The following is a 17,456-nucleotide window of genomic DNA, read 5'->3' as shown; positions in this document are numbered from 1 at the left end:
TCGCAGGGCTTCAGATCATCGGATTTCTCCCATGCCTGCCTGCTAGCTACGAGGCGGCTTGACCCTTACCTCGACCGGACTTCCACCGGCTAGTTATGCCTAGCTTCGCTAGGCGCGCATCGATCACTGAGAACGCTATTTCCCTTTTTGGGTTAAAAATACGGCTCGTATTCGCTCAAATTCGAAAAATAACGTTTCTGATGCGCGATTTCATCTGAAAGGACGATTTTCGAAGGAAATAAGAACGCTGGTGAGCGATAATCGAATAGGCAGCCGCCGAATGCTTATGAAAGCAACCGGATGCGGGTTGGGTCAACTTTTACAAAAACGAGATCATTTTCTTGCAGTTTCAACGTTTCCGCTTGATCTGCTGACACTTCGGCCATTAACGGAAGCGCTCCGTCCAAATCCAATCGGATACGATTGCCATACGGAACAAGGTTTGTAATTTTCGCTTCAAATACGTTAACATCGCGCTGAAACGGCCGCTTCTCAACCTCAACATCCCATGGATAAATGATCGCTTGAACATGCCCGGCCGTATTCGTTTCACTCACGAGCAAAGACACATCTTGTTCCGTAACGAAGCGTGCATGCGTACTGTCACCTGCCCGTAAGGAACCCGAAATTCGATTAATGCCGCTGAAATCAGCGATGAATGACGACCGCGGATTGGCAAACAACTCTTTCGCGGTCCCGTCTTGAATGACTTCACCGTGATCCAACACAAGGATGCGATCCGCAAGCGTCAGCGCATCTTCATAATCATGCGTGACGAGAATTTTCGGGATCGGCAACGCCTGAAGCGTCGATTTCAATTCTCTCCGCACCCGCCGCCGTGTCGTCGCATCCAGCGCGGAAATCGGCTCATCAAGCAGCAACAACCGCGGCCTCACTACAAGCGCCCGTGCAAGGGCAACCCGTTGCTGTTCTCCCCCGGAAAGCTCCCGCGGATACCTTTTTTGCATACCGGAAAGGTTTAGCGTCGTTAAGATGTCTTCCACCGTTTTTGCCTGTTTCGCCTTATCCAATCGCCGCAATCCGTAAGCGACATTATCAAAAACCGTTAAATGCGGAAACAACGCATAGTTTTGAAAAACATAACCGGTCTTGCGGTGCTCGGCGAGAAGATTCACCTTGCGGCGCTCATCAAAAAGTGTCACCTCTCCCGCCTTAATCCAGCCTTCATCCGGCGCAAGCAAACCAGCGATCAATTTTAAAAACGTCGTTTTCCCCGATCCGCTGTGCCCGACGATCGCTGTCGTTTCATTTTGCAGCTCGACGTCAATTGCAAGCGTGAAATCACGCAGCTTTTTCTTTAGATTGCATGACAGCATTACGCTCCACGCCCTTTCTTGAATCGCGGCCAAACGTCGACGCCTTTGACAAGCAGCAAGAGTAAAAAGGCGACAGTTACGAGCAATGCGGACATCGCGACGGCTTCACCGAGATTCGTCTGCATGCCCGTGTAAATGGCCAGCGGCAATGTTTGCGTTTTCCCAGGAAGATTGCCCGCAAACATGATCGTCGCGCCGAACTCCCCGAGCGCACGTCCCCAGCTGAGCGCCGCGCCTGTGACGAGACCCGGGAATGAAAGCGGCACGACGACGCGGAAAAACGTACGCAGCTTTGACACGCCGAGCGTGCGTGAAACGTTGACGAGATCTTCGTCAACGTTCCCGAAGGCGGCGCGAGCCGCCTGGATGTAAAAAGGCGCGGCGACAAAGCTTTGCGCCATGACGACGGCCGTTGCCGTGAAGGCAATCGGGATGCCGAGCTCGGAAAAGGCGCGGCCGATCCAGCCGAGCCGCCCGAAGACGAGCAGGAGTCCGACGCCGGCAACCGCCGGCGGCAGGACGATCGGCATTTGCAAAAGCACCTCGAGCACGGCTTTCCCGCGGAAAGATCCGCGGGAAAGGAAGTAGGCGAGCGGTGTGCCGAAGAGGACGATTAAGCCGAGTGAAACGAAGGTGGTCGTCACGCTGAGCCGCAAGGCTTTCAAGGCGAGCGGCGAGGTGAGCTGCCGCCGTAAGGCGGCGGGCTCGACGTGGAAGAAGACGGCGAGCATCGGAAGGAGCAAAAAGGCGATGACGATCGCGCAGGCGATCGCCAGCAGGACGGCACCAGCGGCTTTGGATCCTTTCATTACTGCTCCTCCTTTATCAGCTCGAATGAGCTCCTGCAAAATGGTGCGCCTTGAGAATGGCTTGTCCTTTATCAGAGGTTACGAAATCAAGCCATTTTCGCGCAAGGTCCGGATGTCCGGCTTTGTTGAGAACGGCGATGGTATAGGAAGCCTTTACGTCAAAATCGTCAGGAATTTTGATCGTTTTCACCTTGTCATCGACTGCATTCGTTACATCACTGTCGTACACGATACCTGCGTCCGCTTCGCCGAGAGTCACTTTTTTCACAACTTGTTTCACGTTCGTTTCCATGGAAACGACGTGATTCAAAACCTCGCTTTTAAATGAGGCTCCAAATGACTGTGCGGCATTTGTCAGCATCTTTCGCGTGTAAATCCCGATCGGCACCTTTTTCACGCCGATGACCAGTTTTAAGTTCTTGCTTGCCAAGTCTTTTAATCTCGTAATGTGTGCGGGATTGTTTTTCGGTACGATGAGTACGAGTGAATTATAGGCAAAAGTTTCATAGTTGCTCACGAAACCTTCCTTTTTCACAGCTTGCATATGTTTTATGTTAGCAGAAGCAAAAACGTCGGGCTGAGCCCCTTGTTCTATTTGCGTTCTCAATACTTGTGTTCCAGCGAAACTGATCGATACATCAGCGCCGGTTTGTTTTTCAAAAGCATCCGCCATTTCATTGAATGCTTCGGTTAACGAAGCTGCCGCAAAAAGGGTCAACTGTTTCTTTTTCTCGTCTCCTGCTGCTTGTCCATTGCTGCATGCGGTCATCGTAAAAACGAGCAGCATGGTGAACATGAAGATCGTAAATCGTTTCACCCGTGATCCTCCCACATTTTTGATCATTTCCTATAAACATACCATGAAAATGCGCGAACTCAAAAAAAATAAGAGGCTCCGGTGAGCCTCTATTTCCCGAAAACCCCTTTAAGAACGAAAGCCACGTTTGCCGGACGCTCTGCCAGCCGTCTCATGTTGTATCCGTACCAATCTTCTCCGTAAGGCACGTAAATCCGCATTTTATAGCCTTCTTCGAGAATTTCTTTTTGACGTTCTAAGCGAATGCCGTACAGCATTTGAAATTCGAATCGATCTTTCGAAATGTTATGTTTTTCAACGAGTTCTTTCGTAAAGCGAATGATTTCGTCGTCATGTGTGGCGACGGCGGTGTAATTCCCGTTGAGCAAATGAATGGTAATCAAGTTACGGAAGTTCTCGTCTACGTCTTTTTTCAGCGGGAATGCTACTTCCGGAGGTTCTTTGTAAGCCCCTTTCACCAACCGCAAATTCGGGTGGTAGGGCTGCAAGCTTTGAAGATCATCAACCGTACGGTATAAATACGCTTGCAATACGGTACCAATGTTGTCATACTCGGCTTTCAACTCTTTAAAGACATCCAAAGTCGCTTCGCAATGAACTTCGTCTTCCATATCAATCGTGAGAAATACATTATGCGTTCGTGCCGTTTGCAAAATCCGTTTCATGTTCGCTAGGCACAACCCGCGGTCAATGTCGAGGCCCATCGAAGTCAGCTTCAACGACAGCTGGGAATCAAGATTTTGTTCGGAAATGCCTTCGATCGCACGGATGCAATGCTCCGCCATTTCATTCGCTTCCTGCTCGTTTTCGACGAACTCGCCGAGATGATCAATCGTCACCGCAAACCCTTGATCGTTCAAATCGCGGATCACTTTCAAGGCGTCAGTCAACGTCGAGCCGGCCACGAAACGGTCGGCACCGAACCGCATCCCGTATTTTTTTGCCATTTTCGTCAACGGCTTGTTGTTTCCAAGCATGAGAAACATATTTCTCAACAATTGTTCCATCTCATTTCCTCCTTCGCGACTTTCACAAGTGAACAAATATAACGGCGGCCCTGTTTGTGCTCTTGATGCATGGAATCGTTTACATTCTCACTATAAGTATAAGCACTTCTCCGCGGGTCGACAACAAATGACCGCTGTTTCCCGCCTCGGGGAGACGCTGCCACCCATGCATCCTAACCATTACGACCAAACTCACTATACAGTATGCAAAAATCATGCCAACCGAACAGACACCATACGACGGGACAGATGGCAGCACATTCATCCATTCGCGGTGATTATTTGTAAATTTCGTGTACAATGAGGTTAACATGATTTACATCCAGCATGTACACACAAGGAGTTGAAACATGAGAAGAAGAGACGAAGGCGATTATTTCATAAATGCGCTCATGGGCACAGACAACGACTTGGTCACGATTATCGACGTGGACAAGCGCGTGTTGTTTTGGAACAAAACGGCAGAGAAAACGTACAACATTACGAGTAAACAAATCGTCGGAAAAAAAATTACCCGGTATTTCGACGAAGCCCATTTAATGATCCTTAAGGTGCTGCGATCGAAACAGCCGGTGCGCGGCATTTATCACCGCCCGACTAATCACAAGCACGTGATCGTTAACAGTTCCCCAGTGTTTGATGACGACGGCGTATTGCTCGGAGCCGTTTCTGTCGAACAAGACATCACCCACACGGTCAAATTGAGCGAAAAATTGTCGGTGGCCTCAAGCGAATTGCACGAATTGAAATCGGAGGTGTACAGAAAACGGCTCGATACACCGTTTTCAAAATTGACCGGAAACAGCCTGCCGATTCAGCGAACGATAAGCTTGGCAATGAAAGCGGCGAAAACGAGCGCTTCGGTGTTAATTCTAGGCGAGAGCGGCACCGGCAAAGAACTGTGCGCTCGCGCAATTCACGAGACAAGTCCTCGGAAAGACAATCCTTTCGTGCCGATTAATTGCGGCGCCATCCCTGCGGCCTTGTTCGAAAGCGAACTGTTCGGCTATGAACGCGGCGCGTTTACCGGAGCGGTTCATGAAGGAAAACAAGGGAAAATTGAGGCCGCCGACGGCGGCACCTTGTTCTTGGACGAAATCGGCGAGCTTCCGCTCGATATGCAAGTGAAACTGCTTCGCGTGCTGCAAGAGAATATCGTTTATCGGATCGGCGCTTCGAAAGGTAAACAAGTCGATGTGCGCGTGGTTGCGGCGACGAACCGCGATTTACGGAAAATGGTGGAAACCAAGACGTTCCGGACGGACTTGTTTTATCGGCTGAACGTCATCGAGCTGACAATGCCCGCTTTGCGCGACCGGCTTGAAGACATCGGCGACTTGGTGAGTCGGTTCTTGTTCGAATTGGAAAAACAATACCGGCTGCCTTCGGCGAGATTCACGGACGAAGCCGTCAGAATGCTCATGAGTTACCACTGGCCGGGAAACATCAGAGAGTTGCGAAACATCGTCGAAAGGGCGTTAATTTTATCAGAAAAAAATATCATCGGCCCGATAGAATTGCAATCAGTGTTTCCGCTTGATGCTTCCCCAAGCTCGGAATCGGTCCCCTTGCCTGAGAAAACCGGAAGGCTCGAGAAAGAGCAAATCTCGCGCATGCTTGTGGAAACGGGCGGAAACAAGAGCGAAGCGGCGCGAAGGCTCGGGATATCCCGAGTCGGCCTGTACAAGAAACTGAAAAAATACGAGATCGAATCGTAAGGCGGCGGTATAAATTCGTCGGAGACACACATGCTAAACGATAAAAAGCAAGAAGGGGTGAAAACATGCAGCCGCAAAATCCATTTCAAGGGCAAGCCAACGGCTGGCAGCAGCAACCAAACATGCAGCAACAGGCGGGCGGGCAGCCGATCATGCAGCAACCGCCGAACGTTCTCACGACGAAAGACCATCATTACTTAAACGACATGATAAGTTGGAATTTGGATGCTTTGAAGAAAGCTCACTTTTTCGCCGAGCAGTGCCAAGACCCGGAAATTCGCCAAACACTTCAGGCCGTCGGTCAATTGCACCAACGGCATTACGGGATCCTTTTGAACCATTTGCAACACCATCAACAGCAAAATCCGCAGCAAGCCGCGCAACAAAGTCAACAAAACTTGAACATGTAACGAAGGGAGGCCTGTTTCATGAACAACAATAAAATTCAAAATCCGGTTTCACAAGTGCCGAAAACGCCGCAAATGAATGACCGGGATTTCGTCAATGATATGCTTTTGACGGAAAAATACATGACCGACGGCTATTCGACGGCACTGAACGAAATGAGCCACGAAGGCTTGTATCAAGACATTAAGACGTTATTCAACGAAACCCAAGACTGTCAACATCAATTGTTTTACTTAATGTTCAAAAAAGGTTGGTATTCGATGGCGCCGGCTCAATCCCAACACATTCAACAAGATGTTCAAAAGTTTTCCAACTACGCGGAACAGCAATTTCCGCCGCAATAACGCAAAAAGCGAACCGCATAATCGGTTCGCTTCATTCTTGATGAAACAGGTTCTGCATCAACCGGCGTTTATGGCCGACAAACGTTGCGAGCGTTTGCATTTCGCGCGTTCGCGGACGCGGCAAATCAATCGGCAAATCTTCAACAATTCGGGCCGGCCGACCGTCCAAAACGACGGTGCGGTCGGATAAATATACGGCTTCGTCAATGCTGTGGGTAATAAACAATACCGTTGGCTGAAAGCGACGGCAAATATCGAGCAGCCACTCTTGCATATGGTCGCGCGTCAGAGCATCGAGCGCTCCGAACGGTTCATCCAGCAACCAAACATCCTTGCCGGTCATCACCGTTCGCAGCAACGCGACGCGTTGCCTCATGCCGCCGGAAAGCGTATCGGGATAAGCATCGGCGAATTCGCTCAACCCGAACACCGGAAGCAACTCTTTCACCCGAGCGATCGATGGTTTGCGCGGTTGACCCGCCACTTCACTCCCGAGAACGGCATTTTCGACAACCGTCCTCCACGGCAGCAACCCGTCTTTTTGCATCATGTAGCTGACATTCCCCGTCGTTCCGGTAACTTCTCGTCCTTTAAGAATGACATTTCCTGCCGACGGCCGTTCCAGACCGCTGATCAAATTGAACAACGTGCTTTTCCCGCAGCCGCTCGGACCGATCAAGCTGACGAATTCCCCTTGGCGAACGGACAAATTTAAGCCATCGAGCACTTTCAATCGTCCGCCGTTCGCTTGATAAGCTTTTGAAAGCCCGTTCACTTGCAAACTCATTGCGCCGGCTCCGGCAAAAACTCGTTCGTGAACGCCTTCGTCGCATCGATCTTTTTCTCGATCAACTGATGTTCGTACATCCAGTTCGTAAAGTCGACCCACGTTTTCTTCTTTTGGTATCCCCATTGTTCGGCATCTGCTTGATAACGCTGGCTCATCCACTTTTGCGAGGCGCGGATCAATGCTTCATCCGATTCCGGCGTCGCTTTGATCAAAATATCCGCGGCCTCATCCGGATGCTCGATCGCATACGCATAACCCTTCGAGACAGCGCGCATAAATTTTTTCACCGTATCCGGATCCTCGTCGATCAACGCTTCGCTCGTAATGATCGTCGGCGTGTAATAGTCAAGCACCGGTGCGATATCTTTTAAGTAAATCATATTCAACTGAACGTCGCGAAGCTGTGCTTCGATCCCTGTCCAGCCATAATAAACCCAAGCGAAATCGATGTTGCGCTTCGTCGCGGTGAAAAAGTCCGCTTCACCGATGTTGACAATGTTCACTTTGTCTTCTACTTGATTCACTTCCACGCCGTCGGCTTCCATCACCGTTTTGATGAACGCATTTTCCATCGGCGTGCCCCAGCCGCCGTACGTTTTTCCGATAAAATCTTTCGGACGGGCGATCTGTTTCGATTTCGGCGACGCAAATCCGGAAGTGTTATGTTGCAAAATTGCGGCAATCGAAACAACCGGCACCCCCGTCGCTCTCGCTTGTGTAATGTATTCCTCGGAACTGATGCCGAATTCGGCTTTCCCGGCACCGACGACCTGCACAGCTGACGACTTGCCTGGCGTAACGATTTTCACATTTAAACCTTCATCTTTAAAATAACCTTTCTGTTGTGCCACGTATAAACCCGTATGATTCGTATTCGGTACCCAGTCCAACATGACCGTTACCGTCTTTTCCTTTTTCGGTGTTGTACCGTTTTCTTTGCTCTTTGAACTTTGTGAGGTCGATTGCGTTGCCGTGCCGCATGCCGATAGCAGCAGCAAAACCAACATACCGATCCATATACTTTTGATTTTCACTTCATTTCCCCCTTAGCCTGTTCATCCTCCCGCTCACGCCGATAAGCCCACGGAGCGATCAAACGCGCCGCAACCTGTACGGCAACAAACAAGAATACGCTGTAAAATGTGATCACGACAATGACGGCAAACACTTCATCGGCTGCAAAAGCGTTCTGCGCGCGAATCAAGTAGACGCCGAGACCGTTCGAAGCGCCGAGCCACTCGGCGACAACGGCGCCAAGTACACTGTAAGTGGCAGCGATTTTTAATCCGGAAAACAAATAAGGCAGTGCATGCGGAAACCGCACCGTGCGAAAAATCCTCCACTTTCCCGCCCCTATCGACCGCAGCAGGCGAACCAAGTCCGCGTCCGCGGACGAAAGCCCTTCGACGAGGCTGACCGTCACCGGAAAAAAGGTGACGAGCATAACGACGAGCAACTTCGGAAAAAAACCGTAACCGAACCAGATGATAAAAAGCGGAGCGACGGCAACGATCGGAACGGTTTGTGTGCCGACTAACAGCGGGTAAAGCGCCCGGCGAAGCCAGTCTGAAAGCTGAATCACACATGCCAAGACAATGGCAGCCGCCGTTCCGGCCGCAAGACCGGCCAACGTTTCGAGCAAGGTAGGTTTCATGTGCTGCACCATCAAGCTTCGATTCACCCAAAGTGCCCGTAAAATTTCTGAAGGTGCCGGCAAAATCCAAGTTTCCAAATGCGCCAGCCGTACCCCGCCTTCCCACAGCAACAAAATGACGGCAGCGAGGAGAACCGGCGGATAGATCGTTTTGAGCGGCTTACCCACGGTACTTCCCGATTTTTTCATCGATCGTCACGCCTGCCGGACAATAGTCAATTTTTACAATGGTCATGACGCGATCACTGCCGGCTGCGATCACCGCTTCCTGCGCCTTTTTCACAATCGGCATAATTTCGTCGTAATCCCCTTCAATCGTCGTTTCCATCGGACCGACTTCATACTTTAAGCCGGACTCAGCGATCACTTCAATCGCCTTATCCACAACTGCATAAAGATCACGGTCCCCCTTCATTCGCGGTAACACTTGCACACTCACATTTGCATTCGCCATTTCCAATCCTCCTCAAAAATAAAAAAACCAATCCTGATCTGGATTGGTTTTGACTGCGCACGAAAGAATACCCGCTTCACGATAAGCGGTTCGCTCATTTTCCCTCCGCTGGCATTACCCAGATCAGGTTATTCGGGTCGGTCCCTTGCGCGGGTCCCTCTCAGCCGGGCATCACCAGCTCCCCTTGATTGTCAAGCTTAATCTATCATACCTCGCGTCGAAAAACAACGAAAACGGCCACGGTGGATTGACACGTTCGGAAAATAAGCGGAAGATAAAGAAAAGGAGGAGAACGCATTGGGGAAACAGCACGTTTCGAACTGGAACGGAAGAGAAACGGCCGACAATTTATATCGGCTCTTGAAACTGAAAACGATCCCGATTGGGATGAAATGGTTTGAAACAGCCGAACAAATGAAAGCGGTTCCACGCATTCGCCGTCCAGCAGCAAAACACTTGTTGGACCAGGTCGTGGCGCAAGCCGCCAGGCTAGGCTGGACGGTCGGCATCACCGCCGACGATTTGGCAATGAAACAATGCGGGGCGATCGCCGGCTTAATGGCACAAGAGGAAGATTGGTATTCGGGGGATGCAATGGAAGGCGTCTGGTTTGAAAACCGCGAAGATTCCGCCGCACATCAAAGGGCATTAGACGTCGTCCAGTACGGTCGATACGAAGCGCTTGCCGTTTCCCCGCTTGCGTCCGAACGTTTGCAACCGCCGGACATTTGTCTCATTTACGCCACCCCGGGGCAAATGATCTTGCTCATTAACGGGCTGCAATGGAACCGGTATGAAAAATTTGAATGGAGTGTCGCAGGCGAGAGCGCGTGCGCGGATTCATGGGCACGCGCGTTAACGACGGGAAAGCCGAGTCTTTCGCTCCCCTGCTATGCGGAGCGTCGATACGGCGGAGTTTCTGACGATGAATTGTTGATGGCCATTCCACCTGTGGATTTGCAAAAAGGCATTGACGGTCTTAAGCGTTTAGCGGAAAACGGTTTACGGTATCCGATCCCTCCGTACGGCATCCAAGCGGACCCGTCCGAAGCGCTCGCTCCGATTTATCCGCAATGGGTGCGTTCCGAGGAATAGCCGGCAAGTAAGTCCTCGGCCTTCGTCGAGGACTTGTCAGCTTTCCGCTGTTTTTTTCGGTCCGATCCTCTTTTCCTTGACAGCGGCCGGATCGTCGAACATGCCGACGTTAATTTTTATTGGAATTGAGCTCAAGAACGGTCATTTCTTCTCTGATTGAATGATATTGATATTACTTGTTGCAATTCGACAATCACCTCTTTGGCGCGATCACTCGTGTTTGGGGACGTATTCGAAAATTTCCCCGGACTCGATGATCATGACGAAGCGAAGCAGCCATTTGTAATAGTCGCGGGCATATTCAAGCCGCTTCAAATCCTCGACAATCTTGTCTTTCAATTTCTCCTCTTCGGTACGTGCCAAGATTTCGTTCAATTTCTCCGTGACTTCTTCCATTTCTTCAATGTTCGTTTCTGTTGCTTTTTTCCACGTACGCGAAAACAGCGCGGTGAAAGACTTGTACCAATCTTCTTCCGTTTGGTACAAATCTTTGCGCACACCCTTCTTAAAGACCGGCTCGACCATTTTTTTGTCAAGCAACGCACGAACCCCTGTGCTCATGCTCGTTTTGCTCATGCCGAGTTCCTTCCTCATGTCGTCGAGCGTCATCGGTTCGTCCGAAAAGTAAAGGATGCCGAACAAACGCCCGATGGAAGGCGTAATCCCGTAAAGCGTCATGTTTTTCGCGATGCTTTGAATGAATTGCTCTTTCGAGCTCTGATATTCGTTCCAGTCGTCCTTCATCGATTCAATGACCATCCTTTCCTGTCCGCTGAAGTTCGTCCTCAAGAATGGACCGGGAGCTCGTCGAAACGGTGTCACCGCCAAGGATCGAAACGGTTTCGTTGTTAGAAAAATGAGCCAACATATGACGGTGGCATGTGAAGTATACGATTTGATGATCGCGCGCCGCCTCACGGAAAACCTCAATTGCACGATCCGTTCGTGAATGATCGAAATTTACGAGAACATCGTCCACAATCAACGGATACGGCGATGGAGATTCATAATGACCGGCAAGCGCCAGCCGCAGCGCCAAATACAACTGTTCGGCGGTGCCGCGGCTCAACTGCTCCGGAATCAACCGCCGTCCGTCCCCGCGCTCGACCACAAAACCGTCGTCATCCGTCAAATAAATTTTCTCGAACTCCCCGTTCGTCATCGTTCGAAAAAAGCTTTCCGCCTTCGCCAATACCCCCGGCAGCCGCCGGCTCCGGTACCGCTCCTTCGTTTTTTTCAAAACCGCCAACGCCGTCCGGTGCACTGCCCACTTTCTCGCTTCCTCCAAAAACTCTGCTTCTCTCCCGGCATACTCATGCCTCAACTGCTCATACGTACCACCTTCGCGTAGCCTCCTCACCTGCTCCCGCTTTTCCGCCGTTTCCGCATGAACCTCGCCCTCTTCCGCCGTGAGCCGCTCCAATTCATCCTCGAGCAGCGCCGCCTCGCGCTCCTCGTCCACGTCGCGCTCCTCGAGATCGGCGATCAACCGCCGCCGCTCCGCTTCCTCCGGAACAAGTGCCTTCATCCTCGCCTCCGCCTCCGCGACGCGCTCCGCCAGCTTCCGCCTTTCCTCATGCACCTTCGCCTTCCTGCGGAACTCGTCCTCATCTGCCGCTTTCGCCTGCTCCAGCAACAACACGCACTCCGCTTCATACCGCGCGATCTTCTCCCTCAGCGCCGTCAGCTGCCTGTCGTATTGGTCCGCTTCTTCCTGCTTCGCCTGCTTCCTGCCCGCCGCAACCTGTTCTTCCTTGAGCACGTCGATCATCCGGTACAACGCGGAACTCCCGCTCGCCCCCTCTAGGCCAAACGCTTCCGCCAGCTTCGCTAGCTTCGTCTCCCGCGCCTGCAATTCCGTTTCCACCTGCCGCAGCTGTTCCTCGGCCCGACACGCCCGACGCATCCGCTTCTTCGCTTCCCTTACGCCTGCAAACACAACCGCAGCGCTCGCTTCCGAAACGGATTCCTCCGCGAAACCATACCTCTCCGCCCACGCGGCCAATTGCCGCGTCAGCCGTTTCTTCCGCTGCCGGACCGCTTCAGACGCTTCCACTGCCGCTTCACGCTGCTCACGCAACCGCTCCGCGCGATCCTCCGCGATCGCGCACTCCTCGCGCACACGCTCGTCCGCGGCTAAACGCCGCTCCATTTCCCCGCCGCGCGGCGCACGCGTCGCGGCAAAGGCTGCCGCCCCCGCTGCAGCTGCTGTCGCGACCGCCGCCGCCAACAACGAACCGGCGGCAAAGAAGAGAACGGCGGCCGCGACAGTCAGCGCCGCAGCGCCGGCCCACCCGAAAACGCCTGCCGGCGTTTTCGCCGCCGCAAGCCGCTCGCGTTCGCCTTCGGCGAGCTTCGCTCGCCGCAGCCGTTCCCGTTCCGCTTCGCTCTCCTTCCATTGCCGTTCCACCCTCTCGCGCTCTGCCTCCGTCAGCCGCCAGCGCTGCTCCGCTTCCTGCAACTCGCCGAGAAGCCCGTTCAGTGCTTGCTCCGCTTCATGACCCGTGTCGGCCGCCGCCAACCGGTCTTCCGTCCAAGCCGGTCCGAGCTCTTCCAGTACCGCCGCCAACGCTTCCCGCTCTGATCGCACTTCCGACCGCAGCGCTTCCCGCACACCTTCTTTGTTGCGCATTAAGCTTTCTTCGTCCTTTTCGCGTTGTACGTCCGCTTGGAAACGAAACAAGTCCATCCGCACAGCGATCGCATTCGCTTCCCGTTTCGCGGCATCTCGTTTCGTTTCCAGATCGGCGGCCTCCGCTTGCAAGGCAACCGCCTTCGCATTCCATTGCTCGTACCTCGGCAATCCGTCTTCAGGAAACGGATCGACTTCCCCAAGCGTTTGCAAACGCTCGCGGCACTGTTCGCGTTCCTGTACGAACGGCGCAAGCCATTGTCTTTTTTCCAATCGACGGATTTCCGCCCGGTGCGCGGCTTTTTCTTCCTCCATTTGCCGCAGCCGGTTTTGCAACGTTTCAAGTTCGCTGACAAGCTCGTCGTGGCTTCCGATTTTCTTATCCCATTCGCGAATATCCCGTTCGAGAGCCGACAGCTGCTCAAGCTTGCGGTTCATCACCGGTTTGCGCCCTTTCGGCTTGTATCGTTCTTCGATTTTTTTCTCCAATTGTTTTTCGATCGCCTTGATCGGGAAGTCGCCGCTCATACCGGCATGAAACAAGTAATCGTTCATCTCTTCGCTTCCGATCCGCTCCAACCCTTGCAAACCATCAAGATCAAAGCAGAAGATCGCACGGAACAACGTTTCATCAAGACCCGGAAACCATTTGGCAACGGTTCGTTCTCCGCTCTGACTGCCGTCCGGCAAATCGACCGTCAATCGCCCGCTTCCTTTGGTGCCATTTCTCGAGAACGTAACCGTTTCTCCGTCCGCCGTCACAAACGTCAGCCTTCCGCCGAAATCCGAACCCGCCTCTGAAATGCCCGGCGATTTCGTTGAAAATCCGAATAATACGTCGTAAATGAATCGCATCATCGTAGATTTTCCCGATTCATTGAGCCCGTAAACAACTTGAAGACCGGTGCCGGGAAATGTCAGCCGCCAGTCACGGAAACAGCCGTAATGGGAAATGTCGATGGTTCGCAGTTTCATTGAATATCTCCTTTGGCAAGCAGTTCCGACAGCAGCAAGCGCTCGGCTTCCTTCACAATCTCCCGGCGCTCAGCAAGCAAGGGTTTCGCGAAACGATGCGTGTTTCGGTTTTCCAACAGCGGTTCGAGCGCGTCTTCCTGCATGTCTTCGTCGATGACACGCAGCAGGTCGGCGATGAAATGATTTTCCCGTTTCCATTCGTCGCGGTTCCAATCGGGATGGGCGTCATTGGCATAGTTTACGACCCACGCGAAATCATCCCGCTCTTGTTCGCCATCCCTGAGCGATGAAAGCAAATCTTCCATGACCGTTTCATCCGCAACCGCGCGATGGAGCGGCCCGTTTCCGCCGAAACGGATCGTCAGCAAGCATCCGGAGCCGGAACGTTCGTTTTCGCACAAAAGTTCACAAGCGTGCATGAGTTCGTCGACAGACTCGAATTCGTCGATGGAAACGAAACCGTCCCGCCATGCAATCTCGTTCGTTTTCAAAAAATGGATGTCAGTCCCCGCGTCGCTCATTTCGACGAGCAAGCATCCTTTTTCGCCGGTTTCTTTAGCTGACAAACCTTGAATGTTGCCCGGGTATGCGATGTACGGATTTTCGTGCAAAATGTTTCGCTGATGCACGTGGCCGAGCGCCCAATAATCAAACCGTTTCTCAAGCAGGTCCGACGTTTTGAAAGGAGCATAAGGCACTCCCTCGCCTGAACCGCTTGATTCCTGACCGTGCAAAATTCCGATGTGAAATCGGGCTCCGGGCTTTTTTTTATAAAAAGATAGCTGGTTCTCGGCCGTCCGCTCCCGATAACTGAATCCGTATAAATACGCAAGCGTTTCCCCGTTTTTCCGAAACGGTTTCATTTCCACTTCGGCCCCAAAGGTATGTACGTTTTTCGGCCATGTGAGCGCCGTCCATTCTCCGCCAAGGGGATCGTGGTTTCCGTGTACGACATACACTTGGATACCGGCATCGCGCAGCCGATCCGTCTCATTGCGAAAACGAACTTGCGCGCGCAAGCTGCGAAACGATCCGTCAAACAAGTCGCCCGCGATAATGACAAAATCGACCGCTTCCCGCAATGCCGCGTCGACAACCCGACGAAACGAGTGAAACGTGCTTTCTCTTACCCGTTCAGCCAATAACGGCGGCAAGTCGGCGAGACCGTGGAACGGGCGGTCCAAATGGAGATCCGCACAATGAATGAATCGAATGGATGGCATGACTTCCCCGCCTTTCTCCCCTAAGTTTACCATAAGAGAGCGCATGTTCCCATCAATGATTTTGGGTGACCGGCATGATCGGCTGACGGGGAAGCGAGTATTTTTTTAACAACATAAGTAGAATTGGTATCGTGATGACAAGCAAAATGAATCCGTAGGGCAGCAAGGAATGAAGACGGTTGATCGTAATTGGGCCGTCCCATCGAAATAACGGGATCCAATCCATCGCAGTAGCGGCGAAATTATTGAATACGTGGCACAACATCGTCACTAAAAGTGAGCCCGTTCGGATGTAAAGGATACACATGACAATTGCGAAAACGGTGGCACCAACAATGTCAGCATGAAGCACCCCAAACAAAAGGGAAGAAAAAACAATCGCGCGGCGCGGTCCCCATTTATACGTCCAGCGATGAAGCAAGACACCTCTGAAAAGCAATTCTTCGATAATCGGAGCCACAACCAAACCAATGACTAAACCCATGGAAGGCTCCGTCTGATTCAGCAATTGCAAAATATAAGACGGGAACCAATAGGACATCAAATCAAATGTCACGAACACCGATCCAATGGAAAAAACGAGCAAACAAACAACGATTACGGGGATGAGATACCATTTTTGCAACGTCCGAACGCTTCCCATCAATTCTCGGAAACGAATGTCATTTCTTTTCAGCTTCCAAATCATCCAAACGATAAAATAGCCATAAAAAAACCAGGAAAAATAAGGCGGCTCCTCCGCATTGAAAAGGACAAGCCCCGCGATAAAATAAACGATCAAGTACACAAAAAACCAAAACACAAGACTTCGAACACGAACACGCTGAAACCGTTCCATTGCAGGGTTCATAGCATGCCTCCTCCGTTAAAGATCTTCAATTGTGAAACCGCTTAACGTATGCTTTAATGAAGATAACGATTGACCGACGGGAAAGTTCCCGCTTTTTGTAAAAAAAGAAAGGGGTTGCGCCGGATGAATAGTTATGGATTGACGGTCTTTGCGAAAAACGGGGAAACGCTGCTGAATGAAAAAATCGAAGCCGCGAACGATCACGAAGCAAAAGCGTTGGCCGAGCAGCAGCTGAAAGAGAAAGGTTTTGAACATCACACGAGCCGCCTGACATCTCCGAAGGGCCAATTGCTCTTGTTTCACCGCTAATTTACGCACAAAAAGCTCTCCGACGCTGCAGCCGCGGAGAGCTTTCTTCTTGTTCAAGAACCTTCTTTCGAAATACCATCTTCTCGATGATCCATCGAAAGAACATTTTAACGATCACTCAAAAACAAATGAACACCGACGATGTTGTTGATTCCTGCGCTCATTAACATTTCGGACGCTCTGTAACACGGATAACTGCCGACGATGTGCACTTGGCAGCCGAGCGCTTCCAGTTCCTTTTTCACACCGGGAATCATTACATCGTCCATTTTCTTTTCGATATCAATGATGAAGAAATAATTGCCGAGCCCCGTTTTCGTCGGACGCGACTCGATCTTCGACAAGTTCAGCTGCCGCCAGGCGAAAGCGGACAACACTTGGTGCAAGGCACCTGAAAAATCGGAAGGCAGCGTGACGGTCAGCGTCGTCTTGTCGCGCACATATTTCGCATACTCGGAATGAAACGGAACCGTTTCGCGATGTAGAACGACAAATCGCGTATGATTATTCGTATAGTCGTGAACGTCCTGCTTCACGGGTACGAGACCATACATCTTCGCGGCCAGCGCATTGCCAAGCGCTCCCGCGTTTTCTTCGGGATGCTGTTGGACGTACTCAGCCGCTGATGCCGTGGAATTTGTAAAATGCGTGGCGGCATCCGGAAAAACGTTCTTCAAGAAATGGTGACATTGCGAAATGGCTTGCGGATGCGAATAAACGCGCTCAACGGCTCTCCAATCGTCCACCCGGTCAGGGTGAACCATGAAATGCTGGCGAATCGGCACAACAACCTCGGCAACGATCGCGAGTTTTTTTTCATGAAACAAATAATCCATCGTTAAGTTGACGGACCCCTCGATCGCGTTCTCAAGCGGAACGATACAATAGTCGAGTCTCTCCTCTTCAACCGCTTCCATGCATTGCGGAATCGTCGTGCACGGGACCAAATCATCGTCCGGAAACAAGGCGCACGCCGCCGTCTCCGTAAACGTTCCTTTCGGTCCTAAATAACCGATTTTCTCTCTCATTGTGGT

At 51.7% G+C, this 17,456-nt stretch carries 18 protein-coding genes and 1 riboswitch; of the genes, 5 read left to right on the top strand and 13 right to left on the bottom strand.

Features of this window, described 5'->3' with window-relative positions; genetic code table 11:
* Positions 1-284 precede the first annotated feature (284 nt).
* The 4 genes from VFK44_03230 to VFK44_03215 form a co-directional block, all read right to left on the bottom strand.
* Positions 285-1,337 (bottom strand): ABC transporter ATP-binding protein, encoded by a 1,053-nt coding sequence (locus VFK44_03230; protein HET7627380.1) that lies wholly within the window; start codon positions 1,335-1,337, stop codon positions 285-287.
* Complete coding sequence (locus tag VFK44_03225; protein HET7627379.1) at positions 1,337-2,146, bottom strand: ABC transporter permease; 810 nt, start codon at positions 2,144-2,146, stop codon at positions 1,337-1,339. Before VFK44_03225 ends, VFK44_03230 begins: the two co-directional genes overlap by 1 nt.
* Positions 2,147-2,162: 16 nt before the next feature.
* Positions 2,163-2,963, bottom strand: a complete 801-nt coding sequence (modA, locus tag VFK44_03220) for a molybdate ABC transporter substrate-binding protein (protein ID HET7627378.1) — start codon at positions 2,961-2,963, stop codon at positions 2,163-2,165.
* A gap of 89 nt (positions 2,964-3,052) precedes the next feature.
* On the bottom strand, positions 3,053-3,970 hold the full coding sequence (locus VFK44_03215) for a proline dehydrogenase (GenBank protein ID HET7627377.1): 918 nt from the start codon (positions 3,968-3,970) through the stop codon (positions 3,053-3,055).
* 350 nt (positions 3,971-4,320) lie between these two features.
* Between VFK44_03215 and VFK44_03210 the strand changes: the two genes are divergently transcribed.
* From VFK44_03210 to VFK44_03200, 3 genes are all read left to right on the top strand, one after another.
* Entirely contained in the window at positions 4,321-5,688 is a 1,368-nt protein-coding gene (locus tag VFK44_03210; GenBank protein HET7627376.1) for a sigma 54-interacting transcriptional regulator, read from the top strand.
* 65 nt (positions 5,689-5,753) lie between these two features.
* Positions 5,754-6,098 carry a hypothetical protein gene (locus tag VFK44_03205; protein ID HET7627375.1) on the top strand — a complete coding sequence of 115 codons (345 nt, stop codon included), beginning with the start codon at positions 5,754-5,756 and terminating at the stop codon, positions 6,096-6,098.
* An 18-nt stretch (positions 6,099-6,116) separates the two neighbouring features.
* Positions 6,117-6,440, top strand: a complete 324-nt coding sequence (locus VFK44_03200) for a spore coat protein (GenBank protein HET7627374.1) — start codon at positions 6,117-6,119, stop codon at positions 6,438-6,440.
* Between the two features lie 31 nt (positions 6,441-6,471).
* Here VFK44_03200 and VFK44_03195 read toward each other — a convergent pair whose 3' ends face one another.
* From VFK44_03195 to VFK44_03180, 4 genes are read right to left on the bottom strand one after another with little or no spacing between them, the layout of a single operon-like run.
* Positions 6,472-7,227 carry an ABC transporter ATP-binding protein gene (locus tag VFK44_03195; protein ID HET7627373.1) on the bottom strand — a complete coding sequence of 252 codons (756 nt, stop codon included), beginning with the start codon at positions 7,225-7,227 and terminating at the stop codon, positions 6,472-6,474.
* Positions 7,224-8,258, bottom strand: coding sequence for an ABC transporter substrate-binding protein (locus VFK44_03190; protein HET7627372.1), 1,035 nt, complete (start codon positions 8,256-8,258; stop codon positions 7,224-7,226). Before VFK44_03190 ends, VFK44_03195 begins: the two co-directional genes overlap by 4 nt.
* A gap of 2 nt (positions 8,259-8,260) precedes the next feature.
* Positions 8,261-9,052, bottom strand: a complete 792-nt coding sequence (locus tag VFK44_03185) for an ABC transporter permease (GenBank protein ID HET7627371.1) — start codon at positions 9,050-9,052, stop codon at positions 8,261-8,263.
* Positions 9,045-9,338, bottom strand: a complete 294-nt coding sequence (locus tag VFK44_03180) for an MTH1187 family thiamine-binding protein (protein HET7627370.1) — start codon at positions 9,336-9,338, stop codon at positions 9,045-9,047. Before VFK44_03180 ends, VFK44_03185 begins: the two co-directional genes overlap by 8 nt.
* Before the next feature lie 83 nt (positions 9,339-9,421).
* Positions 9,422-9,533, bottom strand: a riboswitch (TPP riboswitch).
* Positions 9,534-9,635: 102 nt separating this feature from the next.
* Between VFK44_03180 and VFK44_03175 the strand changes: the two genes are divergently transcribed.
* Entirely contained in the window at positions 9,636-10,433 is a 798-nt protein-coding gene (locus VFK44_03175) for a DUF169 domain-containing protein (GenBank protein ID HET7627369.1), read from the top strand.
* 210 nt (positions 10,434-10,643) lie between these two features.
* Here the strand turns inward: VFK44_03175 and VFK44_03170 are convergent, their stop codons facing one another.
* From VFK44_03170 to VFK44_03155, 4 genes are read right to left on the bottom strand one after another with little or no spacing between them, the layout of a single operon-like run.
* On the bottom strand, positions 10,644-11,177 hold the full coding sequence (locus VFK44_03170; GenBank protein ID HET7627368.1) for a GbsR/MarR family transcriptional regulator: 534 nt from the start codon (positions 11,175-11,177) through the stop codon (positions 10,644-10,646).
* 4 nt (positions 11,178-11,181) lie between these two features.
* Positions 11,182-14,040, bottom strand: coding sequence for an AAA family ATPase (locus VFK44_03165; protein ID HET7627367.1), 2,859 nt, complete (start codon positions 14,038-14,040; stop codon positions 11,182-11,184).
* Complete coding sequence (locus tag VFK44_03160) at positions 14,037-15,263, bottom strand: DNA repair exonuclease (GenBank protein HET7627366.1); 1,227 nt, start codon at positions 15,261-15,263, stop codon at positions 14,037-14,039. The genes VFK44_03165 and VFK44_03160 overlap by 4 nt, the downstream gene beginning before the upstream one ends.
* A 52-nt stretch (positions 15,264-15,315) precedes the next feature.
* Positions 15,316-16,113, bottom strand: a complete 798-nt coding sequence (locus VFK44_03155; protein ID HET7627365.1) for a type II CAAX endopeptidase family protein — start codon at positions 16,111-16,113, stop codon at positions 15,316-15,318.
* 123 nt (positions 16,114-16,236) lie between these two features.
* Between VFK44_03155 and VFK44_03150 the strand changes: the two genes are divergently transcribed.
* Positions 16,237-16,422 carry a YhzD family protein gene (locus VFK44_03150; GenBank protein ID HET7627364.1) on the top strand — a complete coding sequence of 62 codons (186 nt, stop codon included), beginning with the start codon at positions 16,237-16,239 and terminating at the stop codon, positions 16,420-16,422.
* 107 nt (positions 16,423-16,529) lie between these two features.
* On the opposite strand, the gene pheA is transcribed toward VFK44_03150, so the two are convergent.
* A complete protein-coding gene (pheA, locus tag VFK44_03145; GenBank protein HET7627363.1) occupies positions 16,530-17,450 on the bottom strand; it encodes a prephenate dehydratase in 921 nt (306 codons plus the stop codon).
* Between the last annotated feature and the right edge of the window lie 6 nt (positions 17,451-17,456).

The sequence above is a fragment of the Bacillales bacterium genome, assembly GCA_035700025.1.
GTDB lineage: Bacteria > Bacillota > Bacilli > Bacillales > DASSOY01 > DASSOY01.
Note: the sequence above shows the minus strand (reverse complement) of the source record. Positions and strands in the feature narration are given on the sequence as shown.